Source organism: Microcoleus sp. B13-B6 (assembly GCF_036705405.1).
GTDB lineage: Bacteria > Cyanobacteriota > Cyanobacteriia > Cyanobacteriales > Microcoleaceae > Microcoleus.
The window spans coordinates 1-26,006 of sequence record NZ_JAUBUJ010000039.1; the positions used below are offsets into that span (position 1 = coordinate 1).

Annotated in this window: 17 protein-coding genes and 1 pseudogene; 3 read left to right on the plus strand and 15 right to left on the minus strand. The window is 44.0% G+C overall.

Annotated features, from left to right (window positions below; genetic code table 11):
- Positions 1-164 precede the first annotated feature (164 nt).
- From rodA to QUB35_RS18535, 6 genes and pseudogenes are all read right to left on the minus strand, one after another.
- The gene (rodA, locus tag QUB35_RS18510) at positions 165-1,424 is read right to left on the minus strand and encodes a rod shape-determining protein RodA (protein WP_333143241.1); all 1,260 of its coding nucleotides are present in this window, start codon (positions 1,422-1,424) and stop codon (positions 165-167) included.
- Between the two features lie 329 nt (positions 1,425-1,753).
- Positions 1,754-2,101 (minus strand): VOC family protein, encoded by a 348-nt coding sequence (locus tag QUB35_RS18515; protein WP_333103068.1) that lies wholly within the window; start codon positions 2,099-2,101, stop codon positions 1,754-1,756.
- A 330-nt stretch (positions 2,102-2,431) separates the two neighbouring features.
- Positions 2,432-3,526, minus strand: coding sequence for an RNA-guided endonuclease InsQ/TnpB family protein (locus QUB35_RS18520; RefSeq protein WP_445252022.1), 1,095 nt, complete (start codon positions 3,524-3,526; stop codon positions 2,432-2,434).
- Positions 3,527-3,548: 22 nt separating this feature from the next.
- Positions 3,549-4,130: pseudogene (locus QUB35_RS18525) on the minus strand (IS607 family transposase); the annotation flags it as partial.
- A 72-nt stretch (positions 4,131-4,202) separates the two neighbouring features.
- Positions 4,203-4,382 carry a hypothetical protein gene (locus tag QUB35_RS18530; protein WP_333102998.1) on the minus strand — a complete coding sequence of 60 codons (180 nt, stop codon included), beginning with the start codon at positions 4,380-4,382 and terminating at the stop codon, positions 4,203-4,205.
- Positions 4,383-4,546: 164 nt separating this feature from the next.
- Positions 4,547-4,822: a hypothetical protein gene (locus QUB35_RS18535; protein WP_333143244.1), complete on the minus strand. Its 276-nt coding sequence runs from the start codon at positions 4,820-4,822 to the stop codon at positions 4,547-4,549.
- A 53-nt stretch (positions 4,823-4,875) separates the two neighbouring features.
- Here QUB35_RS18535 and QUB35_RS39200 point away from each other — a divergent pair, with 53 nt between their 5' ends.
- A complete protein-coding gene (locus tag QUB35_RS39200; RefSeq protein ID WP_445252021.1) occupies positions 4,876-4,989 on the plus strand; it encodes an NfeD family protein in 114 nt (37 codons plus the stop codon).
- 520 nt (positions 4,990-5,509) lie between these two features.
- On the opposite strand, the gene QUB35_RS18540 is transcribed toward QUB35_RS39200, so the two are convergent.
- From QUB35_RS18540 to QUB35_RS18575, 8 genes are all read right to left on the minus strand, one after another.
- On the minus strand, positions 5,510-6,370 hold the full coding sequence (locus QUB35_RS18540; protein WP_333143245.1) for a class I SAM-dependent methyltransferase: 861 nt from the start codon (positions 6,368-6,370) through the stop codon (positions 5,510-5,512).
- Between the two features lie 43 nt (positions 6,371-6,413).
- Positions 6,414-8,081 carry an ABC transporter ATP-binding protein gene (locus QUB35_RS18545; RefSeq protein WP_333143246.1) on the minus strand — a complete coding sequence of 556 codons (1,668 nt, stop codon included), beginning with the start codon at positions 8,079-8,081 and terminating at the stop codon, positions 6,414-6,416.
- A gap of 258 nt (positions 8,082-8,339) precedes the next feature.
- On the minus strand, positions 8,340-9,473 hold the full coding sequence (locus QUB35_RS18550; RefSeq protein WP_333143247.1) for a patatin-like phospholipase family protein: 1,134 nt from the start codon (positions 9,471-9,473) through the stop codon (positions 8,340-8,342).
- A 162-nt stretch (positions 9,474-9,635) separates the two neighbouring features.
- Positions 9,636-11,750: a hypothetical protein gene (locus QUB35_RS18555; RefSeq protein ID WP_333143248.1), complete on the minus strand. Its 2,115-nt coding sequence runs from the start codon at positions 11,748-11,750 to the stop codon at positions 9,636-9,638.
- 5 nt (positions 11,751-11,755) lie between these two features.
- Complete coding sequence (locus QUB35_RS18560) at positions 11,756-12,628, minus strand: hypothetical protein (RefSeq protein WP_333143249.1); 873 nt, start codon at positions 12,626-12,628, stop codon at positions 11,756-11,758.
- A 470-nt stretch (positions 12,629-13,098) separates the two neighbouring features.
- Positions 13,099-13,557: a hypothetical protein gene (locus tag QUB35_RS18565; protein ID WP_333143250.1), complete on the minus strand. Its 459-nt coding sequence runs from the start codon at positions 13,555-13,557 to the stop codon at positions 13,099-13,101.
- 559 nt (positions 13,558-14,116) lie between these two features.
- Entirely contained in the window at positions 14,117-15,994 is a 1,878-nt protein-coding gene (locus QUB35_RS18570) for a tetratricopeptide repeat protein (RefSeq protein ID WP_333143251.1), read from the minus strand.
- A complete protein-coding gene (locus QUB35_RS18575; RefSeq protein ID WP_333143252.1) occupies positions 15,934-16,860 on the minus strand; it encodes a sigma-70 family RNA polymerase sigma factor in 927 nt (308 codons plus the stop codon). The genes QUB35_RS18570 and QUB35_RS18575 overlap by 61 nt, the downstream gene beginning before the upstream one ends.
- Positions 16,861-17,430: 570 nt before the next feature.
- Between QUB35_RS18575 and QUB35_RS18580 the strand changes: the two genes are divergently transcribed.
- Both QUB35_RS18580 and QUB35_RS18585 read left to right on the plus strand, forming a co-directional pair.
- A complete protein-coding gene (locus QUB35_RS18580; protein WP_333143253.1) occupies positions 17,431-17,577 on the plus strand; it encodes a hypothetical protein in 147 nt (48 codons plus the stop codon).
- A 108-nt stretch (positions 17,578-17,685) separates the two neighbouring features.
- Complete coding sequence (locus tag QUB35_RS18585) at positions 17,686-18,885, plus strand: response regulator (RefSeq protein WP_333143254.1); 1,200 nt, start codon at positions 17,686-17,688, stop codon at positions 18,883-18,885.
- A 186-nt stretch (positions 18,886-19,071) separates the two neighbouring features.
- Here QUB35_RS18585 and QUB35_RS18590 read toward each other — a convergent pair whose 3' ends face one another.
- Entirely contained in the window at positions 19,072-25,950 is a 6,879-nt protein-coding gene (locus QUB35_RS18590; protein WP_333143255.1) for an AAA family ATPase, read from the minus strand.
- Positions 25,951-26,006 lie beyond the last annotated feature (56 nt).

Below are 26,006 nucleotides of genomic sequence, written 5' to 3' on the forward strand. Positions count from 1 at the left end.
TTTTGGGCGGGGGGGGACGCCCATCCCACTTTCAAGAGTGGAAGTTATTTAATTCTCATTCCTTAGATGCGCCTTGGCAGAACGACAAAAAATACGATCGCCCGCAGAATTTCTCGAAAGAAATCAAAAGGGCGATCGCATTCCCAAAACCCATTACCAATGACCTAATTCCAACGCTTCTTGCGCTGTCGCTGGCTTGCCACCGCCTCCACCAGTCCCAGGCCGAGAAAATTACTCAGCAGCGACGCATTCCCGTAACTCAGGAAAGGCAGGGGAATGCCCGTAACCGGAGCCAAGCCAATGTTCATCCCAATATTTACGAACACCTGAAAAATCAACATTGACAGTACGCCGATCGCCAGCAAAGAACCAAAATTATCGTTAGCAGTTTGAGCGATCGTCACTAACCGGAAACAAATTATCCAGAACACCAACAGCACGCAAATGCAGCCAATAAACCCCAATTCTTCGCCAATAGCTGAAAAGATAAAGTCCGTATGCTGTTCGGGAATAAAGTTAAGCTGAGTTTGCGTTCCCTGAAACAAACCCCTGCCTTTCAGTTCCCCGGCCCCAATAGCAATCCGAGATTGAATCAAGTGATATCCGCTGCCTAAAGGGTCTTTCTCGGGGTTTAAAAACCCTGTCAGGCGCATTTTTTGATAATCCTTGAGTACATTCCAAAAAAGCTGTCCGACTTGTCCAGAAACAACGTTCACCAACACAGCACCGAAAGTCCCCAGCCAAGGCCAAGGCAGGGTTCGCCAAGCGATAATACCCGCAAGAACTACCCAGGCTACCCAAATCGGTGTAGACAGGTTATTGAGGAGAACAGAGATTAGAGGAGAGAATAGCAATATTAGCCAGCCGGGATTTACATTACCCCAGTAAAACATCCCAATTGTGATCGCGCCGAAGACTAAGGAAGTACCTAAATTTGGTTCGGCAAAGATCAATCCCCAGGGTACAGCCATAATCGCCAGCATCCTCAACATATTACCCACCGTGGGAACAGTCTTGTCGTGCAGGAGAGCTGCTAAAGTGACAATCATGCCTACTTTGGCAAATTCTGACGGTTGCAGGTAAAAGCCGCCGATGTTGATCCACCGCTGGGCGCCGAGTCCTGTAGTACCGATAAAACGCACTGCGATCAGCGACAAATTGATTAATATGTAAATCGGCCATTTCCACTCCAGCAGTATTTGGTAGCGGCAGCGGGAAATGATGATGGCGAGGAACAAACCAACTGCCCCAGTTACCCAGTGTCGCCACCAGTCGATCAGCCCCTGGTTGATTTCGACGCTGCGGATCATGATTCCCCCGAAGATGGTGAGGGCGATGCAAGCGGCGAAGAGCCAAGGGTCTGCTTCTTCCCAAGGTTTGAAGATTGATTTCCAGCGGTTTCTGACTTGTATTCTCTGCAACATGAGGATTTTAGATTTTAGATTTTAGATTTTAGATTATCGAGCCGATTTTCGGAAGTTGTGGATATATTTCGGATTCAGAGTCTGCACCTTACTTGAGAAGCGTCGGTGTAAGTACCTCAGATTATTCGGGGAGTTGTAGGGATGTTCCGGGAACGGAAGAAGGAACGCCCAACCGGGTATCTGGGTATTCTATTTTTTTCTGGGCGCTTACTTAATTTAGTTCGCGCACGTGGTCAGAAACCGGGTTTTTCTCGAAAAGACGCACTGCAACTGGCAGAAACCGCTAAAAACCCGGTTTCTTGGGTTTTGATTCGTAAGCCCTAGAATCGTCAGGCCGGTTCGTAAAGGTACTCGAAGCCGTTACCGTCGGGATCTCTGCCGTAGAAGGATGCAGTACCGTCGCGGTGTTCGTGGATGTGGGTGACGGAAACACCATCGGCTTTGAGTTGTTCGTAGGCGGATTCCATTTCGGTACGATCGTCAAATACAAACCCAAAATGCGGCCCTGCTTGGTCGTAACTCGGACTCAACAGCGCCAATCCGTCCTCTCCTGCTTTCAAATAAGCCCAGTCTGGATCTTTCCAGACTAACTCCATACCCAAGTTGCGGTAGAATTCAGCAGACTTCTCTATGTCTTGCACGCAGACGGCTACGTGTCCCAATCGTTTTAGTTTCATATCTACAAAGTTTATGGTTGTTCTTTCGTTTATTGTATCTATTTTCTGATTTCTTGCTCGATTAATTAGGTATTTTTTCAGTTTTTTTGTCGCGGCTAACTGTACTTTTTCTACTTGTTTGCTAGCGTCCATTTCGCTGAACAGTTGAATGGCGCGGTCAAAATTTTCTTGGGTTTTCTCGATGTTACCAAGTTTTTGTTCTGTTAGTGCTAGTTGAGAGCAAGCTTCGGCTCGGTCTAATTTAGCGCTGGCTCGATCGGGTATTTCGATTGCTTCTGGATGGTGCGGCAGGGCTTGGTCAAATTCTCCCCGTTCTCGGTACAGATACATTTAACCCGGTAAATCCCGGACTAATCCCGGAATAACCGTGTATGGCAAGACAGAAAAAGCAGCAAGCTCTCCTGTCAAGGAGGTATCTCTCAAAGCTTTCAACAAAATATTGAAAGCGCCATTTTTATCCCTTTCTAGGGTGTGTCCGCATTTTGGACATTTAAAGATTTTAGATCCACCCAAGTTAGTATGGATATGTCCACATTTTGAGCAAGTTTTAGATGTATACTCTTCCGTTACGTCTACTACAACACCACCGTGCTTGGTGGCTTGATGCTTCAACATTTGCTTGAAACGATAATGACTCAATGTAACCATCGCTCTAGCCGTTTTAGTCGCCAACCTACGTTTACCTTTCTTGACCATTTGTTGCGTCTCAAAGGTTGGCAAAAAAATTAACTTGTACTTGCTTGTTAGATATTTGGCAGCTTTTTTATGCAATTCATTGACCAAGTTTTTAATCTTGATCCTGATTTTGGCGGCTGATTTTCGCAGGCAATACCTTAGTCGCTTGAACTCTCTCCCTTTACTTACTCCAATACGGGACATTAATTTGTCTAGATGCCTTGCTAGGCGATAGATACGACCGATATCGTTTTTTCCTATTTCGATGAAGTCACTACCATCAAAACCAGTAAGAAAAGTTCTGACACCCGGATCTAGCGCGACAACCAAATCGCTATTAATTGGTTTCATTACTTGTGCGTCAATCGCATAGCCGATCAACCACTGCCTGTTAATTAAGCTGAGTATTGGTTCGTGCTGCATTACCTCAACGATTGGTTCTGATGCTTTAAAACTTAGTCCTTTGGTAGAATTTGGGTAAAAAGTACCTAACTTCCAGTTAGATGTTTGGAACCGGATAGTTTGAGATGTGTCGAAACGGCTCCTAAACTTTGCCGTTCCTTTGACTTTCTTCGCAGCCTTGTGTGCTTCAAAAGCTTGAAACACTGCCATTTCTCGGGGATTATAAGGCTGCTCTGACACCCACTTGGGAGCCGAGTCCATCACTTTCTTTCTTAAATCGTACTTGCCAATTTTTTCGTCTCTCAGGATAGCAATTGCTTGGTTATAACACCATCTACTTGCTGCAATCCAAGTCCTCCACTTCGCTGCTAGCTTGGTTTCCGGGTAAACTCGAATCTTCTTTGATAGCAGATTTGTATTTTCGCAAACCATAGAGTCGGCAGCTAAAGACGTGGATGATGGCAAGGATATCTTCAACCATTTCTCGTTCTGGAGACAGCTCGTTTCTACTGAGAACCATGAGTTGGCAATTGTTTTGCTCGCAGATCCATTTGATAAGATCGCCACCAAACCGGCACAGTCTGTCTTGGTGTCCCACCACAACTGTTGAGATGTCTCCTGACATGACTTGTCCCAGAAGGGCAAGCAGCGCTTTTCTTTTGAAGTTGAGTCCGCCTCCGATGTCTTTGAAGACTTTGGCTTGCGGGTAGAGGTTTTGGAGGTAGCTGACTTGCCTATCGAGGTCTTCGCGCTGTTTGTAGCTACTGACCCTGGCGTAGATGGCTGTAATTCGGTCGTGTCCGGTTCCGAGAACGCTGTCGATGTCGTAGCGTCGCTGGTTGGAGGGAGTTCTGATTGCTGATATTTTGTCGGCAAGTTCCCAGTTTCTAAGGGTTTTGTCTGAGACTTGCAGGATTTTGCAAGCTTCTCGCGGTGTGACATATCTGGTCATCGCTAGGTGGTATTTTTGTTCTCAAACTATAGTACCAGACTTTACCGGAATTTACAAGAACATTCCAGGAAATCATTTACTTTGTGTCAGCAGCGCGGCTGTACCGCTGAGAGTTTTGGCTTTGATGGTGCTGTACTGGTTTTGGTCGGCCTGGGCGATCGCTTGGCGGTACAAGCTCAAAGCTTTCTCTGTCTCTGGCAGGTTGTGATAAGTGGCGGCGAGAAAAACTAATTTGTATCCCGTACCCACCAACTGACTGTTTTCCCGATCGGCATAAAGTTTTTCGGCGATATCTTCCGCCTCTTTTTTGCTCCGACACAGGAGTTGAGGAAAGCTAACCCGACATCGATCGAATAGCTATTACTCCCGATTTAGTCCCGCATTTTTTTCAGCTTGACAAATATCTCCATAGCTGATTATAATTCGCGCGTTTCTATTTGACAAAAACCTATATTAATTGCAGCGTTAACTTTCCCGAATTCCAGATTAGCTTGTTTACCGTTTTTATGTTCCCTGCTTTTCGCTATAATTTGCAAAAATTTAGTGGCTTTTATTTCTGATATTTGATGGTCTTCTATGGCTTGATTTATATCGCATAAAATTCGATAATAAATGCCTAAAATACTGTATAAACCGCTCAAATAATAATCATAAGTGACACTGTTGAGTGTGGAGGGGAAGTTGACAGACAAGCTTCTGACATCCGCACAAATCAAGTCGAGTTTATATTCAGGAGCAAGCAGCTATGTCTATTAACGATGTTGAAACAGCGATCGTAGATGAACAAATTAGCCCTCAAGAATGCGGTCGCGTTCGTTTCCAAAACAGTTGGTGGCCGGCGAAGTGCGATCCTCTTTGAGGGCTTCGCTAACGAGAAATAACTTTGCAACCCGGTGAAGTTGTTGGCGTCGTGAGACTTGACAACATTACTTTGATAGTTGAAGCGTAGTTGGGAAACCATCGGGAGATGGGGAGTTATCGGAGGGTAAAACAAATAAAGTTGCGATCGCGTTTCTATTTCTATACATTTCTCTTCAAAAGGGCGATCGTACTTCTGGCCTCTGTTAATTTCCAGATTCTAGAGTTTTACCTCAACCATAACTCGCCGCTGACAGTCGCCAGTCCGCCAGACCGCCAGGGAATGAATTCCCTGTCTAATAGCTAAAGTCCTCTGAAGAGGACTAATGAGTTTTTCAGTCCTCTTCAGAGGACTTTAGCTTTGAGGCAGGGGTTTCAACCCTTGCCGGACTGCGGGTTGAACCTAGTTGTTGACACGAAGAAGGACACGGCAATGCCGTGTCCCTACTTACGAAAAGCCTATGTGTCATGCTGACTGAAACGAAGCATCTCACTCGATGCTTCGCCCAAATGCCTAAGTTTTATTTTTCATAACGAACTAGAAGATGCCAGAGAAAAATATCCGGGTCGTCATGAGCTATCATCTCTTTAAACATCGAAACAAAAGGCTCATAGTCCAAAAACTGCATCTCCAAACTGAGTTGTTGCAATCCTGCTTCTTTAAAGATGCGATTTAACCGCAAGGGAGTGTAATAAATCTGGGGATCTTGCCACTCAGCGTCCCAAACTTTATTGCCGTAGACATCGATATATCCCTCTGTAACACAGTGAGCGTGTTGGCGACTCAAATAGGCAATTTCTAAAAAGCATAAGGTGGTTGGAAAATATCCGTATATCTTGCCACCTGGCTTGAGAACTTTACCAAATTCCCGAATCATCTCGCGATTGGTTTTATCCTCACTGGAAACCACGGAATTTGCGAGTAGGACGTAATCAAATTTCTCGTTCCACTCATGTTTTTGTTCGGTGATTCGCGTGGAGTCTACTTGCTCAAACACGATTTGCTGATTGTTGAGTCGGGAATCTCCATCTGCTGTTTTCCAGTGTGCTTGTGCTTTTTCAATGGCTGTTTTGGAAAAATCGGTACAGTAGATTTGTCCAATTTGGGGGCAAAATTCTAGTAAGGTTTTCTGAAGATAAATTTCGGAGCCGCAACCGGGAATTAGGACTTTGATGTCAGGCGAGTTGGGAATATCATAGCCGGGAGAACGCTCTGGACGGATTAAGTTTTTGCAGATTTTGGGGTCTTGGGTGATGCTGAAAGCGGTGTTAGTATAATCTTCGTGACTTTTGTCCCAGAGAGCTTTCTCTTCTTCAAGAGATTTCGAGCCTAGGTTAGCAGAAGAGGGAATTAGCCATTTGTAATCATTTGTGCTGGTCATAATTTTTAACTCCAAAATATTCAGTACAGGTCAAATGTGTGTGTCAACCGCTAACAACCAAGCTGCCGTTTTCCAGCACGTACATGACATCCGCACGCAAGGCATGGGCCATGCGGTGGGTAATCAAAATTACGGTGCGTTCTTTGGTGATGCGCTCGATGGTGGCGAGGATTTCGGCTTCTGTGGCGGGGTCAAGGGCGGATGTGGCTTCATCCAGAATTAGAATGGCTGGATTTCTTACCAAGGCTCTAGCTAAGGCAATTCTTTGCCGTTGTCCCCCTGATAACTGTCCGCCCCTGTCACCCACAGGTGTGTCGTAGCCTTGGGGTAAGGACAAAATAAAGTTGTGAATCTCGGCGGCTTTGGCTGCGGCTTCGACTTGTTCGTCAGTGGCTTCGAGATAGCCCATGCGGATGTTTTCTCGCACCGAGGAATTAAAGAGAATTACATCCTGAGAAACGAGTCCAATTTGAGAACGGAGGGAGCGTACTGTTGCATGACGTAAATCAATTCCATCAAACAGAATGCGTCCTTTATCCGGGTCATAAAATCGCGTCAGCAAGTTGACAATGGTACTTTTTCCTGCTCCACTTTGACCGACAAATACCGCGAAGTCTCCTTGGCGAATCTTCAGGGATAGATTTTTAACTCCTCCTCTATCTTGGGAGTAGCTAAAGGTAACATCGTCAAAGTTAATATCACTGGAAAAGTGAGGTAAATCAATCGCATCCGGTGCATCCTGAATGGCCGGAGTTTCTGATAAGATATCGCTGATGCGTTGCAGCCCTGCTACTCCATCGATAAATGCAGGCAGTGACGAAGTTAAACCGAGAATATTGAGATTCAATCCTAGCATTAAAACTTGAAATGAGGCAAGGGTGCCTACGGAAATGATATTTTGGTATGTCATGACAGCACCGATACTTAAAACGATAAGCTGCGTCATGACAAAACCAATCATCGGGACTTTCTGCACTAAGTAGGAGAGAAAGGTTGCCCGGACATCAACCTGTTTTAAGTCATTTAAATCGGTGGAAAAATCTTTACTCATTTGGTTTTCCAGCCCGAATATCTTGACAACGGTTTGCGAGAGGATATTCTCTTCGATAACGCTGGCAATCTGTCCTTCTTTTTGCAGCAACTTATAGCCGACTTCGGTTGCAAGGCTGGCAATTTTTGCTGGGGCAATGGTGCAGAGGGTTAAACCGATTAAACTGAGCAGGGCTAATTGCCAGTTGAGGAAGAAGAGGAAAACCAGAGAAAATAGGAAGTTAGACAGTTGTAAAACAACAACTGTCAGCCCCATTGTAATTACACCATTTTCCACCTTTTGGACATCGGCGATGAGACAATTGACAATATCCCCGGCTGAACGCCGCCCAAAAAACTCCATTGAAAGGCTTTGGAGATGCTCGAATAGAGAGTATCGGATATTGTTGGTGATTAAAATGCCCAAACGCGCTCCTAGGAAAATTCCTAGCAAACCGATGCAGGCATATAGAATTGCTCCGACAACTAGCAATGACAGGATTAGAACCAGAAGACTATAGTTTTGGGGAACGATGGCGGCATCGATGATAAATTTTAAGCTGGCTCGGAAGACTGAATCAAATGCTGCGTCGAATATTAGGCAGATAAAGAGTAAAATGAATTGCCATTTGTAGGAGGCAATGTATTTGTTGAGGGTTTTAAAGAACCAAATAAGTTCCATGAGTTATGAGAGTTTGTCTACAGGCACGATTTATACTTTTACTTTGGCAGTTTTAATTTGGATAGCATTCTTATTAAGCAGGGGCTGTTTTAAAGAGCAGAGGTTCGGCAAGTAGGGGAAGGTGGTTAAGGGAGCATCTCATATTTCTAAAAACACTTCTTCTGGCTCCTTCCTTCTGCCTCTTGCCTCCTGCCTCACAACTTAGATTTCTAGCTGGGCTGCCAAAGTGAGATGCTGCCGGTGGTTAAAGCAGCAATGCTAATCCAACTTGATAAACTGTTGAATTGCCTCTACAACTGGAACCTTTTGGTTCTTATAGTAAACTTCTCCACAATCGAGATAGCATTCAGCGGCATCTTTCAGTTCTTCACAATTCTCAGGATTGTCGATCTCTTCGCTGATTTCTTTAGACTGATTCTTCTGTGTTTTAATGTATTCGTTGTAGGGCTTTTCTCGCTTGGTCAGCGTGCGTCGCAGACGACCGGGCTGTTGTTCTCCTTGGAAGCGCTGGTTTAGATCGAAATCCAAACGCAGATAATCCCCCCCTGTACTTTCCATGATTTGGTAACAGATAGCTTCAGAATTTTGAGCAGCAGGATTCATGAACATATCCGGTAGGCGCCGAGCCCAGCCCAACTGTCCCCACCCATTGATGTCTTTATAGCTGTAGGGACAAGTTGTATTGCCAGTGCCAATGGAGAGGACAGCAATATCGCTCAATTGTAATTTGTTTTGTTTTTCAATCAACAAAGCGTGGGCGATCGCCACTAACGCCGGGTTGTTGGCTGAGACACCGCCATCGATATGGGGAAGACTTTGCTCCTCGTTATAGGGAAGGTTGTAAGGGGGAAAAAACGTGGGTGCTGATGCTGAGGCAGTGCAGATTTTCCAGAGTTCAATGTTGTCGTACCACGTTTTTGCATCGGCCGACTTATTCGTAAACCACGTTGTGTTTCGGGAATAAACGTCATAAGCAGGTATCAGAATATAGGGTCGATCAATCTCGCTCATTTTCGGAGAGCCCAACTCCGGGTGAATCAATTTTTTCTGCAATATTTTAGCTAAACCCTGCTCTCCCTGTTCGTGGGGGTATAACAAATTACTGGCGAGAGCTTGACTTACTTTTCTCCATTTTCGAGCCTCACGAACCGACGGTAGGAATATATTTTTTCCCTCTTCTAAGTAGAAATCAATCATTTGCTGAACATTCATCTGACAGGTAATCGCCGCCGCCAGAATTGAGCCAGTGGATGTGCCAGAAATCAAGTCAAAATATTCATGCAATTTCTGACCTGTTTTTTCTTGTATGGTTGTCTCTACCTGCTTGAGAATTGTAGCAGATAATACTCCCCGGATGCCGCCGCCATCTAAGCTGAGAATTTTGAATGTCATGGTATCCTCCCCGATCGGTTAATTTTTAAGTGAACAGTGCCTAACCTTTAGTTAGGATTGGAATTGAGAACGAAATCTTAGCTGTCATTTTTCATTTTTACATTTTCAGACGATCGCCCTGGTGAATATCTGAATTTTTAGAGACCAGAAAATGGGTTGAGATTACACAGGTGTGTAATATTGCCAGAACCAATATCCTAACCCCAAAAAAGTCAGCCCAACTAACAGAGCGATCGCTATCTTGGTAAAATCCATAGATTTTTCGGGCAAAGTATCTGTTACTTCGATCAAACTTCCTGGCTGGTTGAATTTATCGAGTAACTCGTTAACATCTGCTTGGTTCGTCACGACTAGATCGAACCCCCGCCAAATATATTGGCTATTATAAATATTTGGCTGTTTCTTGACTCCACCTAACTTGGCAAATAACGCATCATCAAAATACGTGGTGTCGGTTACGGCCTGGTTGTGAAAGGCAATTAACGGAGGATTCGACTCCTTATTAGACAGCGAAAAGTAAATTTTCTTCGTGTGACTAGCGATGCAATCAAAATTAGATGTTTTTTGCCCAAATGCCCGGCCAATCCAAAAACCAGGCTTCACAATTTTGTCATCTGCTCCATGCAAAATTCCAATGGGTAGAATTAACCTACTGCCGATTTGACGGATGTTTATTGGTTTGGCAGTAAACGGAGAATTGAAGATTTTTAAAATCCAGATGGCTATCTGAGGAATGCCCATGTCCGTACTTGGGGCTGGAGCGGCAGTAAGAATCTGTTTGGGTAAAAACTTTTGTTGATTTTCCTCGATATAGAGAGGCCAACTCATGGCTAATAATCCTCCCAAAGAATGACCGAACACATAAAAATCAAACTCCGATTGAGCAAGACTGGGATTATCTTGACCTAATTTTTTCCAAGCTGCATCAGTTAGACCGATAGCTTGTTGAATCCATTCCACTGGGCTGTGCAAAAGACTGAGGTCAACAGTGTAAATAAGCTGCTTCAGATTCTTTCCATAGCGGTTTTTGAACAATTTGATTACTAAAAATAGTACGACCAAGGCTAAGGAAAGGCGAAGGTACTTGAACAGGGTAGGTTTGAGGAGCTTGCGGACAACCGGGCCAATCTTCTTTCGCCGATATTGCAGTAAAGTATCCTCTATCTTGAATTTATCCCATTTTGAAACTACTTTACTCAAAATGTTCAACCAAAAAGATAAGGGTTCTTTTTCTTCACTGCCTTTGTTTGTTGTTAGATCGTCGGGATAGCGGCTGTTTTGAAAATCAGGAAAAACTACATAATAGCCTTGCTTAGCCAATTCTTCTAAATGAGATTGATAGAATTTTGGCAGGCACAAAGCAAAGCCGTGCAAGTAAGTAATTAACCTCAGTTTTCCTTCCCCATCCCGGTAAGGAGCATCAGGAGCGAAAACTTGGATAAAATTTCCTTTAATGTGACTCCCTGACTGATATATTTTGTAGCCATCTTTGGGGATAATATGCTCCCACTCAAACGCGGCTTCTGGATTTTTATTGACCATAAATATATTCTCTTGTTGTTGGTTTCTAGCTAGTTTTTTGCCGATTATCTGTACTTTATCCTCTGTTAACAGCAAACTTAGAGCCATTACTAATTCAGATGCGCTACCAGGGAGTGTACCTACTGTAGATGAAGGCATAGCATTACCAAGTAGGGCAATAAATGTTCCTACAAATAACCACGACCATTTCAGCCTGACCCAGATACCGATACCAATCAGTAGCATGAACAAATTAACTACAATGGTAATAATTGGTGGGCCACTTAAGTTAGCAGGGCTATAACGCAAAATTTCCGCAAAAAACCTTGGCTCCAACTCCAATCCTATGTAGTTGGTGGTAATATCTATCCCCGCGAGTCCGAATGCAACTACCCAAGATAAAACTCGCACTATTGTAGTCGCCCAAGCTGCTCCAGCACGGTGAGCAAGTTCAACACCAATTACAATGAACAGCGGCACAATTAAGTCGTGCAAGAGAAAGCGAACCCTACTGAGAATTTCTAAAAGCTCTCCTTCACCAATTAAATTTCCTATGGACAGAATGAAATTGTCATAGCTAAGGCTGGCTAGCAATAAAGGTAAAACAATCATCGCTAAGCTGGGTGATAGCCGCCACAGCAGAATCCCCCAACCTAGTAATACCCATTCAATCAGAGCTATACCGAGATGTCCAAGGGGATAAATCATGAACAAAATGTTGTTAATCGGCAAGGAATCAGCTATTGATATAACCATATTTGCTAATTTTCTATTGCTAATTTTTCTTGATTTGCGTGACTGAATTCAGCAATGCCTTTGCTGTAAACTAACCAAGTGAAGATAGCAACTCCTGCTTCTGTTCCACCTAAGTCATGGAGAATATGAAATAAAGCATTTAAAGCGACTTGGGGGTTGGTATAGGGATCGCCTCCATATTTGTCGAGAAGAAATACAAAAGTTAAGTTGACTCCTACTGAAAAAATTGGGACTAGAATAATCTTCCAATCTTTGAGAAGCTGATAACCTCGGTAGGTCAAGACTCCAAAAACTATAGTAAGTGCAATATAAATTGGCACTTTAAAGCTAGGGTTATCAGCTTTATAACCTAAAGGGTATAAAATTGATATAACCAACAAACTGATGGCGAACAAAATGTTAACTAATCTCGTGAGGGCAGTTGTCTTGATAACCAGGCCATCTGACCACAATACAAATGCTGAAATCAAGAAAAAGTAGAACATAAAATTCAGCATGGTGAAATCGTTTTGATAATACCAGCATTGGGTAACGTGCCAGCCAATTTCAGCGGCGATCGCTACCATAATAAAAGCTAGACCTAGTTGGGAAGCAAAAATCACTTTGAACCCCAATCCCAAATTTTTTAAACCGTCGTAAAAAATTCTCATTGCTAGCGGAATCAGCGCAAAAGTGAGAATGTGCGTGACAATTAAGCCAAATTTCCAACCGCCAGTAATACAGATTCTATTTGGATTGACTAACTGAGATTGTGCGATTTCTGGCAATATTGTCAGAGTATAACCCAATCCAAATAAAGCTATTAAAAAACAGAATGCGATAAAAGCTAAGTCAGAATTGAATATTTTGCCCCTAGGGCTTTTTTGAATGTTTATCATGGATTAAATGAGTTATTTTCAGTAGTTATATTGCGGCTTTTATGGTTAACTTTATTAGCTGATACCAATTTGATAGGTTGTTGCATATAGCAATCCTAAATGATTCAGATAAATTTGTAGGGGTAGTGCTACCCCTACTCCCCGTGCCTACCCCCTATCTATCGGGCAACCACGGGGGGATTGCCCCTACAATAATTATGAGAATGATTTAGGATTGCTATATATTTCGATCCCCCTCGCATCCCCCGCGGGAGGGGGACTTTGACCACCCTCTTGTCCCCCCCTTATTAAGGGGGGTTAGGGGGGATCGGATTCTATGCAGCCTCATAAAAAATTGGTATGAGCAAAAATCGCATAAAATTTAAACACAAATAGTTATATATTGAATAATATTTAGCTATGTGTGTTTGAAAGGACAGCTATATCAACTCTTTTATCCCAACTAATGAGTGTTATCTTTTTGATTACCCTTAGTTAGATTTGAAGTTAATGCTTAAGATCGCGGGTTCTGTTCCAAAACCACTTCCTTGTGCCTGATATCTGACATCTCCAGCTTCTAAGATCGCTGGTCCACCGCATAATTCAATTAGGTTAGTACCTTGCTGAACTTTGCTAGGCATACAACCAAACTCACGTTTTCCCCCAGTACCAGTAATTTCAATCTTGTCAATTATTCCAGTTGCAGTAGAAGGCTCTAAGGAAACTACAGCAGTGTCAATTCTTTTTGATTCTTTCAGGCATCTTATATTTGTATCAACATTGAAACTTCCGTTATCAATTTTAATCTGTCTCAATGGCTGCGGAATTACAGGATTTTCAGGAGAAGAGCAAGTATCTGCCATTGCTGCTGTAGGAAAACAGAAGATCAAAACTGACAGAGCAAATGCCAAAAACTTGGCCAATCGCATAGTTTTTTTCATTGAATTCATGATGGTGTTACTTGTTGATTTTCTGATTTGAGGCGAGACGAAGTTGTATTTTTGTCTCTACGCCTATAAGACGAATCCAGAGGTCTATTTCTGAATTTTTCGAGTTAGGGGCTGTTTTTTCCTAGATCAACGTACCCTCAGTACAAGAATTTTAATTTCCACCCATTACACCAGGTTTTGTCCTTAACTTAAGGTCAGCAACAAAATATCTAGGGTAGGCGCTGACGGCAGTGCCTACCCTACTACATCAATTTTTAATCACTGATGTTCAATTACTGATAAATATTCCACTATCAGAATTGATTTTTGATGTTATAGTCTCCAGAACTGTCTCATAATTATTTTTCTCCTTTTTGCTAGTTTTAGTTTTTGTTTTTGATTGAGGTTTTATCCTCAATTTTGTTCGAGATGAGTCGAGACGAAATTGTATTTTTGTCTCTACACCTATAAGACGAATCCAGAGGTCAATTTCTGAATTTTTCGAGTTAGAGGCTGTTTTTTCCTAACTCAATGCACTCTGAGAGGTTCAGATCCCCGACTTCCCTAAGAAGTCAAGGCTCTACGCTTTAGCACGATCGCCCTTTCGCCTCTTACCTTTGAGCCGTTTCACAGCCTCCTCAACCTCCCCGCGAAAAGGGTAGAGCAACCGCCGACTCAACGCACTTCGATACGCCTGCACTGCCTCCGTCACATCCCCCAACCCCAACAACGCTCTCCCTTGCCAGTAACTAGCCATCGCAGGATCAAACTCCATCATTTCCTGAGCGAACTGACAAGCCTTTTCCAACCATTTCCGACTCGCCACCTCATCCCCCAACACTCCATAACTCTCCCCCAGCCACACCGCAGCAGACACCGATTGCAGATAACCCCCATTTTCTGGCAACAACTGCCATCCTTGCGCCAAAGCCTCCACCGCTTCCCGGTGTTTCCCCGCCAGCGCCAACACCCGCCCATGACCAAACCAAGCATCAGGTAACTGCGGTTCAAGTTGCGTCCCCCGCACAGAGACAGCACACCCCCGATCGATTTCCTGAAAACTTTCCACCAACACCCGCCCCGCCGTCGTCCAAACACTCCAGCGATCGGGAAAACGATCGAGCATCTCCTCTACTATTGATGCAAGGGTTACTTGATTGTTCGATCGCCCTAAATCCCCCAGGGCTGTTTCATTATCCGTAGGGGCCGTGCCCCCGTGCCGGCCCTCTTGGTCTTCCATCCCGATCGAATCGTCTGGGTCGGGGGTAGGCACGGGGGCACTACCCCTGGGGGTAGGCACGCACCATCCACTACCCCTGGGGGTAGGCACGGGGGCACTACCCTTGGGGGTAGGCACGGGGGCACTACCCTTGGGGGTAGGCACGGGGGCACTACCCCTACAAAATTCACGTTTTTGGTGAGCGGTAGACGCAGAGGTTAAAGGCAAAATCTCACACAACGCCCGATAAATTTCACAATCCTGGGGATAGAGACGATAAGCCTTCAGCATCGCCTCAGCCGCCCTTTGATATTCCCCCGTATGAAACAAGCACCGCCCATAGGAATACCAACCCCTAGGATGATTCGGGTGTTCCTCAGTAAACCGTTCCAACACCCCAATCCCGTTAGCCGACTCCCCTCGGAAAAGGTGATAATATGCCAGCAACTCGCGGGCATCCGCCGCATCAGGAGCCAGTTGCAGCACAGAACCAATTATCTGTTTAGTCTGCTTCCCCTCCTCACCCGATACCAATCTCATCCGGCAACGAGTATCCGCCAGTCGTTTGAGCGCTCGGAAATCACCCGGAGCCACCTCTAGCGCTTTGCTCAACCGCCGCTGGGCTTGGCGCACATTACCCACCGCCTGACTCGCGTCGTAGCTGTCAATCAGCGCTACAACATCATCCGGGTTCAGTGACAAAACCGTATCAAAGGCTCGCAAAGCTGCAACCGCATCCCCTCTCCCCCTTTGCACCTGCCCCAAGGCCAGCCAGTGAGCCGCATTATCTGGTTCAAGGGTTGCCGCCGACTCAAAAGCGAGTATCGCGGCTTGAGTGTCATTTCTACAGAGTGCGATCGATCCGCTGATATGCTGTCGAGTCGCCTCATTGCGTGCATTGGCCAAGGCACTTTCATAAACTGCTATGGCCTCAACCTCTTGTCCCATAAGCTGCAAGAGTTTCCCCAATTGCAACCGCACGCCAATCAATGGTTGCTGCCGATCGATCACTTGGCGATACTCCTCAACCGCCTGCTCAATACGACCCATTGCATACAGCAGATTCGCCAATTCCAACCGTTTCTTCCACCCAGAAGGATACTGCTGCACGTACTCACTTAATGTTTTCAGCTTCTGGTCAATTCGGGCTGGCTTTTCGTCTAAAACCAGGTAAGCATTCAACTCCACCCCAGAGGACTGAGTGAGGGATACCACCCGGAGTGTAGTGTTTCTAGACATATTGCTGTTACCTGATAATTAATTGTCTCGCCAATGTTTTGAGGGATGGGGGCGATCGAGTCGGATGCGATCGTTTCATCGAATTGTAGGGGCAATCCCCCCGCCCCAGAATCTTGACGGGGTAGGCACGGGGGCACTACCCCTACAGCAAAATCATCCGCGATCGCCCCAGAATCTTGACGGGGTAGGCACGGGGGCACTACCCCTACAGCAAAATCATCCGCGATCGAGGCAACGTCCCCCTTTTTAGAGGACTCGGAGGAATCTAACAAAGCATCATCCAACCCTGACAAATACCTGCTCAAACGCTTTTGCAGAATATCTCGTGCCTGTTGGATGCGCTTATAAACGTTATTGAGCGAGAGAGCAAGTTGTTGGGCAATATCTTGATAGGCAATCTGGTGGCAGTAACGCAGGATAAACGGAGTTCGCAGTCGAGAAGGAAGAGTATCAATAGCGCGGCGAATGTACTGTCCCAACTCATGATGTAGAAGTGCCTCTTCAGGAGAGTTCAAACCAGAAATAAATGCTGAATTTCCTGTAGCAGCTACTTCTTCAATATCCTCCATCTGCATTGCTTTCCGGCGACGTTCTCGTTGTATATCTATACATAGATTATGGGTTAAGCGAGTGATCCAAGCTCGGAGGTTGGTGATTTTTTCGGCATAGTCTGGCAATTTGTCCCAAGCTTTGAGCATGGCGCGACTGAGCACTTCTTCAGCATCAGTAGGATTCCCCCCCATCCACCTGAGACAGCAACGGTAAAGATCATCTCGGTTCTGCTGCCATAGCTGCCAAAATGCTTTCTCTATATCTTCAGGACAAGTCCGAATGTCTGTTGCAATAACGGATTGAGAATTTGACATGATTTTAAAAGTGGTGAAAGATAAATGTGAAGGAACCTTCCTCTGTTCCTTTTTTCGTTGCACCCCAATCCCGCAAACATCTAGCTCAGTGTGGTCTGAGTATTTATGCGGATAAAGATTGGATTCAGTTGCTCTTTTTTTGAGGCTGCATCCTTTCCATGTCTGTATCCTGGCTCCCCTCCCCCGCCCCTGTCAGTCGGAAAAGTCGGCTCATAGAGTCGGAAAAGTCGGACGCCCTGGTTTTAGTATCTATCTTTAGATAGAGCAGATCGACAGCATGACTGGTACTGTTCTATTTCTTTTGGTGGATGCTATTAATAGTATGTTTGCGCGATCGGCCTAAAGCAAGTCGGAAAAGTCGGATCGTAAAGTCGGAAAAGTCGGATCTTTGCCTAATTGGCATATTTCTGAGTGAGGAGTACAATATCACGCGCTAAAAGACATCAGTAATAATACTTAAAATTAATCGAATTGTCGGCGCTAATCGTCGTATTTTATTCTAGAAAAAAAATATCAAGCCTTGTCTTGTGGATAAAGACAAGGCTTGACACAGAGCATATGCGCTGACGGGTGACAAGCAACTTAAAAGCCTTGCAATTAAAGGGTTTAAGCCGATCGCCCTCAAAAATAATTAGGCGGGCGCGATCGCCTTTTTCGGGTTTCGACAAGGTGGAATCACGATCGGGGGCGATCGTCCCGGAGCGTAAGTGTCAATAAGTCTGTCATAATAACTATTAGGAATTTCTCCACCGACTTAGTACGGTGTATAACTCAAAGTTAGGGTGCCCAATTGAAAAAACCTTACCCGATGAGATTGATTTGTACATGACTTTTGAACAAGCTCTAGAATTTCTCGAATCAGCCTTAGAGTCAAAAACCAGTAAACCGTTAAGTTTTCTCGAGCAGGAAATTTTAAAAGCTGCTTGGAAAAACGCAACTTATAGTGCTGTTGCTGACAGCTTGTACCTCAGTGTAGGACATATCAAAGATTTATCTTCCATCCTGTGGCACCGCATTTCAGACGTAATGGGGCAGAAAGTTACTAAGAATAACTTTCGCTCTCTGCTAGAGAAGCAAAGCACCAAAACTGATATCGCCGATGCCAAAAACGCAGGCGAACTTATGGCGATGGCTGCGGCTGAAACAATAGAAATCAATCAATTAGAAACTCCGAAAGGTAACATTTTAATTGTTGATGACATCCCAGAGAATCTGCATTTTCTTACCGAAATTCTGACTACAAATGGGTATAAAGTTCGGTGCGTCACCAATGGTACGATGGCCTTGAGGACTGTTCGCAATCATCCCCCCGATGCTATATTGCTGGATATTAAAATGCCAGACATGGATGGCTATCAAGTCTGCCAAACCCTCAAATCCGATGAAAACACCTCAGAAATTCCCATTATTTTCTTAAGCGCACTTGACCAAGTATTTGATAAAGTTAAAGCTTTTAAGGTAGGGGGAGTTGACTACATTTCTAAACCTTTTGAGCCGGAAGAAGTGCTAGTGCGCCTCGATACTCAGGTAACTATCCAGCACCAAAAACGCCAGCTTAAAGAAGCAATCGAGCGACACCAGCAAACTGCAGAAATTGCCTACCAATCTCGCGCCCTGCTGGCAAATTTGCTAAACTCATCTCTGGATGGAATAGCTGCGGTGGATGCGGTGAGGGGGGATATCGCTGGAGAAATTGAAGATTTTCGCTGCTTGGTAGTTAACCCTGTCTTTGCCAGACTCTTAGGGAAAAAACGAACAGAACTCGCGGTGGAACCCGTGCTGAGAAAACTGCTTAATCAATTGAGTCCAGGATTGTTTGATTTATTAGTAGAAGTTGTTGAGACGGGAGAATCGCTTGAAGGAGAGGTTCATCTAGAAAGTGATTACCTGGGCAAATGCTATTATTTCACTGCTGTTAAATTGGGAGACGGTTGCTCAATTACCATCCGCGACCTTACAGACTTAAAACAGTCGGCATTAAAGTTAATGATGGGACAGAACCAACCGCGTGCTAGCATCAAATAGCATAAACGGGACTTACACAATCCGACCCAAGAAATCTCGCTTTTAGCTGAGTCTCGATCCCCCTCGCATCCCCCTTAAGAAGGGGAGTAGGGGTTGACTTTGAGAAGACTCTTGTCCCCCCCTTAAGAAGGGGGGCTAGGGGGGATCGATCGCGCGGTATACTTCATAAACCTGCAATCTGCTATATCAATATTCACCAACCAATGGTTCAGTTAAATCCAGAATCTTCTCAAACTGAAACTTCGTCACCCAATTTCTGAGAGTTTGAAGCTCGAAAGTGTGAGATTCAGGAATCTCCTTTAGGAGTTGAAAAACTAATTCCGCATCCGCGTCAATAGCTGCTTCATATAATTTTACTATCCATTCTTTTGACATCGCTGCTAATAAATCAGTGAAATTTAACGGTTCTCCAGTCACATTAGAAGGGGGAGAGGGTAGGTCTTGCTCCTGATAAATATAATCGACCCCCAAATGTTTAGCCAGGATGTCAAAAAGGGCTTCTGTGTGGAACGGTTTTCGCACAAAATCATCACACCCAGCCGATAAAATAACTGCCTTTTCTTCTTCCCACACGCTAGCTGTCAGGGCAATAACAGCCGTAGCTTGACCTTTGATAGTGCCTTTAATCTGTTTCGTGGCTTCATAACCATCCATAATGGGCATTCTCATGTCCATCCAGATCAGATGCGGTGAGTAGGAGTCCCAAAGTGCGATCGCTTCAATACCGTTACTCGCTTCTTCCACCTCAAAACCAACAGGTTTGAGGAGTTTAACTAACAGTTGCCGATTGTAATCTCGATCGTCCACCACTAGGATGCGATATTGGGGCTGGTTAGGGGCGAGGGCAACGACGCGACGATGGTAGGGTTGGTTTTGAATTGTGCTGGCATCAGCGATGCCCACAGGAATGTCAAATTTAAATGTTGTGCCCGTTGTGTCTTCTAAAAATTCCTTGAGAGGCATTCCAGGGGTGAAAGCTTTGCCGCCGCTGATAACGGTGATTTCACCTCCCATCAAGCGGACAAATTGACGGCTAATCGTCAGTCCTAATCCGGTTCCTTGCTGCACTTTTTGACCTGATGCTGTTTGTACGAAGGGTTTGAATAGTTTCTCTAGTTCGTCTGCAGCGATGCCAAGTCCGGTATCTTTTATTTCAAAGATAATGGTTGTTTGTTGTTGGTTTGTGGTTATTTGTGTTTGGGCTTCACTTTGGGTTTTGGCCTGTTTACTTTTTAGTTCTACAGATACGCTTCCCGAAGGAGTAAACTTAATGGCATTACTGATTAAATTAATCAGCACTTGCCGCAACTTAACTTCATCAGCATAGATATATTTAGGAACTTCGGTCGCACATTCAAACAGTAATTGTAAGCCTTGATATTTGGCTTTTAACGCAAACATCTCCTCGACATCAGCTAGTAATTGATGAATATCAAAGTTAGTTTCCGATAGAGTCATGCGTCCCGCTTCTACTTTGGAAAGGTCAAGTACCTCATTAATTAGAGATAATAAATGATTTCCACTCCGATAAATAATGTTAAGGTTCTCTTTTTGTTCAGTTAACAGATTAGTATCGTGATTCATCAGTTGAGAAAAGCCGATAATGGCGTTGAGGGGAGTTCGCAATTCATGACTCATGTTGGCAAGAAAAGTGCTTTTAGCTTTGTTGGCAGCTTCAGCAGCGTCTTTTGCTTGCTCGAGTTCTGCTTCGGCTTTTTTGCGAGCGCTGATATCTCGTCCTACCGCCTGGAATTCAACAATGCAACCGGAATCATCAAATATCGCTCGGTTAACCCACTGCGTCCAACGCACTTGGGAGCTAACAATCACCCGATTTTCAATTGTGACAACGGGATTTTCTTGGCTAATGGAATTGACGACTCGGGTTACATATTCGCGGTCTTCCTCAAACACGACAGGTGCGTAGTGATGCCCGATGAGTTGTTCCCTTGTCAGTCCAAAAAATCGACAGAAGCCTTCATTGACAAAGGTAACGGTACCATCTGGCAGATACCGGGCAATCAGTTCTGTCTGGTCTTCCAGAATACCAAGGTAGCGTGCCTCGCTCTGCTGCAGAGCCTCTTCTGTTTTTTTGCGCTCGCGAATTTCCTGTTCTAAGCGAACATTTTCAATGAGTGTAATCTGTGCCTGCTTACGTTCGCTTATATCTTGAAAAGCTACGATCGCATATTCTACATTACCCGTGTCATCCAAAATTGGCGTGCTGGTTACTTCTAAGGGAACGATTCGCTCACTGTAGTGCAGTTCCAAATCATCCGCCCATGTTTTTTCACCGCCAAGCGATCGCACCAAGGGCAACTCTTCCACTGGATACACCTCCCCTGTCCCTGCCCGATAAATGTGATAGGTTTTTGAGAGTTGATCGATTGCGGCTTTGGGTAAATCTTGAATATTCAGTAACTCCTGTGAGACGGGATTGGCGTAAACCAGTTGTCCTTTGGCGTCGTGAACGGATATGCCAAAAGGAATGGCATTAAGGAATTTATTCTGGCGATTTTGCGTCGATCGTACTTGAGTATAGAGTCTGGCGTTAGTAAGGGCGATCGCCGCCTGAGTTGAAAGCAATTGAATCACTTCCAGGCGATCGGGTGTAAAGACGCCATCTGCTAAATTATTTTCCAAGTAAACAATGCCAATTAATTGCCCTTGATTGAGCAGAGGGGCGCAAAGGATAGACTTGGGCTGCTGTGTTTTGATATAAGCATCTTGGGTAAATCTGCCTTCACGGGCAACATTGTTTTCAATCAGTCCTTCCTGAGTCCTTTCAACATAGTGAATAATCGACAAAGGCAGGCAGGTTTCTATTGGAGTCGATTGCAAAACCATCACCCGATCTGAGTTAGCCTCACCTGACGCTTCGACTCGCAGTTGTCCTTGAGACTCTAAAATTAGATAGCCAATTTGTGCCCCGCAGCTTTCTAGCAGGATTTTCATCAAAGTCGTGAGGAGTTTATCCAACTCAATTTCACTGGCAATTGCCCCAGATGCTTTCATCAATGCTGCCAAATCCAGGGTTTCACCTGAAGTGCTGCCATAAGTATTAGACAGGCTGTTGCGCGAATCTATGGACGTATTGGCTGTCGTAAAACGCTTTAAAAGTTGTGGGTACTGTCGTTTCAAATCTGTCATTTTAGCTGTTGCGCCCCAACGTAAATAACAGTAGTAAGCATTTGTCATATAGGCTTGGGCAACTTGCTCTTTTCCCCAAGCGATGTAGAATTTGGCTGCCAGTTCATTAGCCAAAGCCTCTTCGTTCAGGTACTCATGTTCTTTGGCTAAGGCAATAGCGCGATCGTAGTAGTCGATCGCCCTAGAATTTTCACCCAAAACTCGATATCGTTCTGCCTCCACTAGATAGAATTTATGGAGGTGAGTCATCGGAGCAAAGTGCGCCCATTTCTGGATCTTTTTCTGATTGGATTCAACCTTTTTCAGGATTTGTTTTTGCTCAATTTTAGAAACATCAAAATATATAGCAAGATGAGTAAGGGAATTGTAAAAATGAGAAAGAGGAATAGATCCCACAGCACTGTTTATATTTTTTTCGACCAAGGCGGCATTTTCCAGGGCTTGCTGATAGTCTTGGAAAAGATAGCCGAGGTATAATTTAAAAAAATAGATGGAGTGACAAATATTTGTAGTATTCGCCGCCAAATGAATGGGCAGCATTTTTATTTCATCATAGCTTTCACCGATTAAACGGCACTTATCTTCAGCCCGACCCATTAAGTTCAATACGACCTGCCGCTGGAGTTGATTGTAATAAAAAAATGTTTCTTGATTGAATTGCCGGAAAGCGTTACTGTACATAGCCATCTCGCGTTCCAGCCTTGTCAGTTCCTTGCCCGCTACCAGGGAATAGTAGCAGTATGCGCCGGCTGAAAAAGTCGCATATTCTAAATCTCCGGTTTCCCGTCCAATCAAGTAAGCATCTAGCAAAGGGGTTAAGCTTTCCCTAATATGCTCGTGCCAATGTCTAATAAAGTAATTAAAGATAAATAATGTCCGAGATTTAAGTTTTGTTGCCTTGAATTTATCGACTAACAAGAGAGCAAGTTTCCCAAATTTATAGCCGGAGTTAACATCGTTGACGCCTTCTCCCGAAAGAATTAGTCCGTAGGTAGCATAAGCATAGGATGACACAGGAGTATTACCATGTTGAACTGATAAATTAACCTGTTTAAACACTATCAGCGGAAACAATTCTGGTGTGGCGAAATAGGCAGCAGAAAACATAATTGATAAGATACGCATGGCGGCTATCTTGTCAGGATCAGTCATTTCTGGCAGGTCGATCAAGTCCTCGATTCGTTTCCCTGCTAGCCCGATCTTTGTCCTGGCGAGTGCAATGATAATATCTAATTTATTTGGCTTCTTGGGAAAGCGAATCCCCAACAGCTTTAATACAAAAAGTGCCGTATCTATAGCTTCCAGAGGTTTGTTTTGTGCTGTATAAGCTTGAATCTTGACTTCATAGACTTTCACTTTGTCCAGCAATGAAGTAGCTTGTTGAAGCACTAGGTTAGCCAATTTTTCCATTTCCTCAACATGGCCACTCAAGATAGCAGCTTCTACTGTTTCCACATACAGTGCTAGACTTAGGTCATACTGACGAAGCCAACTATCTGCACTCAGGCAATTTATACCAATGCTTAAGTAATTCCAGGCCGGTTTCCAAGCTGCTGATGCCTTCGCTTTTTTGCCAGCAATCAGATTTAATTGAGCAAGTTTATCTTTTTCTAACTGAACGTCAATTGCTTCTATACTGAAGTTGAGTTGATTGACAATATCAAAAATCTTTTGTTGGAGTACCTGTGGTGGTGTATTTTGTAACAACAGTTGCCCAACTTTCCAGTGAACCGCTTGCTTGTCGTCTGGGGGAATTAGGGAATAGGCGGCTTGCTGGATGCGATCGTGAGCAAATTTATAAATTATTTTTAAGGCCTTGGTATCTCTGTCTGTTTTTAGGAATTTGTAATCATCGCCAATGGGTAATATCAACCCTGCTTGAATAGCATTCCACAATTCATCAGCCGTTTGTTTTTGAGAATTTTCATTAATAATTGAAATGGTTGGCAAATCAAATTGGTTGCCAATGCAAGCGGCTAATCGTAAAACTTTTTGTGCTGAATCTGATAAGGTTTGAATTTTATCTGCCATAAACTCAACAACGTTATCAGTAATATTCCTAGTTATAATTTGCTCTAAATCCCAATACCAAGCCCCAGCATTAGTATCAAATTTAAGCAATTGCTCGGTAGAAAGTGACTTGAGAAACTCTTTGATAAAAAACGGATTTCCTTGTGTTTTTTGCCAAACTAAATCGGCTAATTTTTGCGCCTGGGTGCGATCGGTTTTCAGCGTATCCGCAATGAATTCATTAACCTGGTTTAAATTTAGGGGTGAAACGGAGAGATGATTAATTACAACTCCCTGCTTTTTTATCTCAGATAAAGTCAGCATTGCAGGATGAGTTGCAGTGACTTCGTTATCTCGATAAGCTCCAATTACAAACAGATATTGAGTAGTAAAATCGGTCATTATCAACTGAATCAATTGCAGGGTAGCGCTGTCTGTCCATTGAAGGTCGTCTAGAAATAGGACGAGGGGATGTTCTTTTTGACAAAAAACTTGAATAAAGTTTTGAAAAGCTAAATTAAACCGATTTCTTGCTTCGGTTGCAGGCAATTCGGGGACGGGATTCTGTTTGCCAATAATCAGTTCTACTTCGGGAATAACATCAATAATAATTTGTCCGTTGATTCCTAATGCGCGTTGAATCTTCTCTTGCCACTGTTGTAATTGCGCTGGAGTTTCGGTGAGTAGTTGTCGCACCAATTCTTGGAAGGCAGCGACTAAAGCTTGATAGGGAATATCGCGTTGCAACTGGTCAAATTTACCTGCAATAAAGTAGCCGCTTTTTTGAGTGATGAGCTTATACAATTCCTGAACTAAAGCTGATTTCCCAATACCAGAGTATCCCGAAATTAGCATGAGTTCAGTTTGTGTCTCTACGGGCAGATTTTGTGACTGAGTTGTCGTTGGGTTACTCAGGTTATTTGCTAAACGAACCCCTACTTGTTTTTCTTGTCCGGAAGCTACGCGATCAAATGCACTCAATAAGGACTCAATCTGTGATTCTCTCCCGTACAGTTTTTGAGGGAGTTGTAATTGAGGAGAAATATCTTGGTATCCCAAGAAAAAAGGTTGAAATTTACCATTTATAAATCGATCAAGACAAGTTTTTAAATCCGTCTTGATTCCCCAAGCACTCTGATATCTATCTTCCGCATTTTTTGCCATTAACTTCATGACAATTTCTGAGATAGTCACGGGAATTTCTGGATTAATTTCATGAGGTGGAGTGGGTTGTTTGGCAATATGGCAATGAACTAACTCAAGTGGATCGACGGATTCAAAAGGCAACTGGTTGGTTAGCAGTTCATAGAAAGTAACGCCAAGAGAATAAAAGTCGGTGCGGTAGTCTAGTAAGCGATTCATCCTGCCTGTTTGTTCTGGAGATATATAAGCCAATGTCCCTTCTAGAAGATTAGGACTTGTGAGGCTGGGATTCTCTTGGGAGAGGATGGTAGATAAGCCAAAGTCAATAATTTTTAATTGTCCTGTTTGAGGATTCAAGACAATATTAGATGGATTGATATCTTTGTGAATGACATTTTTTTGATGAACTTTGCCTAACGCATCTGTGATTTGGAGGGCAAGGTGGAGAAAATCTGGTACAGCATAGGGACGACCTGACTGCACGATTTTTAAGGACTCTCCTCCAAAATCCTCCAACAACATGACTTGTGTGTTTTCGTATTGTCGCAGTTCGTAGGCTTTAATCGTTTCCTCTAGGTTGAGACGGCGAGTGATTTCGTATTCCTGCTGATAGCGGTAGAGTTCGGCTGGTGTGGGGTAATCCTCTTTGAGGAGTTTCAAAATCAAAGGTTGCTGATTTGATTTGAGGAGGCCCCGGTATACGAGGGTATTAGCACTGTCGTAGATTTGGTTGACAATTGTGATATCTGGCAGTGAAATCATGTTGGGAATTATTGCTGCCTAAAAAAGTTGACTATACAAATAAATATAACATGGCG

Excerpts from the sequence above, each read along its gene's own strand:
- rodA (WP_333143241.1), bottom strand. The coding sequence starts at position 1,424 with ATGTTGCAGAGAATACAAGTCAGAAACCGCTGGAAATCAATCTTCAAA.
- QUB35_RS18515 (WP_333103068.1), bottom strand. The coding sequence starts at position 2,101 with ATGAAACTAAAACGATTGGGACACGTAGCCGTCTGCGTGCAAGACATA.
- QUB35_RS39200 (WP_445252021.1), top strand. The coding sequence starts at position 4,876 with ATGTCTATTAACGATGTTGAAACAGCGATCGTAGATGAACAAATTAGC.
- QUB35_RS18540 (WP_333143245.1), bottom strand. The coding sequence starts at position 6,370 with ATGACCAGCACAAATGATTACAAATGGCTAATTCCCTCTTCTGCTAAC.
- QUB35_RS18545 (WP_333143246.1), bottom strand. The coding sequence starts at position 8,081 with ATGGAACTTATTTGGTTCTTTAAAACCCTCAACAAATACATTGCCTCC.
- QUB35_RS18550 (WP_333143247.1), bottom strand. The coding sequence starts at position 9,473 with ATGACATTCAAAATTCTCAGCTTAGATGGCGGCGGCATCCGGGGAGTA.
- QUB35_RS18555 (WP_333143248.1), bottom strand. The coding sequence starts at position 11,750 with ATGGTTATATCAATAGCTGATTCCTTGCCGATTAACAACATTTTGTTC.
- QUB35_RS18560 (WP_333143249.1), bottom strand. The coding sequence starts at position 12,628 with ATGATAAACATTCAAAAAAGCCCTAGGGGCAAAATATTCAATTCTGAC.
- QUB35_RS18565 (WP_333143250.1), bottom strand. The coding sequence starts at position 13,557 with ATGAATTCAATGAAAAAAACTATGCGATTGGCCAAGTTTTTGGCATTT.
- QUB35_RS18570 (WP_333143251.1), bottom strand. The coding sequence starts at position 15,994 with ATGTCTAGAAACACTACACTCCGGGTGGTATCCCTCACTCAGTCCTCT.
- QUB35_RS18575 (WP_333143252.1), bottom strand. The coding sequence starts at position 16,860 with ATGTCAAATTCTCAATCCGTTATTGCAACAGACATTCGGACTTGTCCT.
- QUB35_RS18585 (WP_333143254.1), top strand. The coding sequence starts at position 17,686 with ATGACTTTTGAACAAGCTCTAGAATTTCTCGAATCAGCCTTAGAGTCA.
- QUB35_RS18590 (WP_333143255.1), bottom strand. The coding sequence starts at position 25,950 with ATGATTTCACTGCCAGATATCACAATTGTCAACCAAATCTACGACAGT.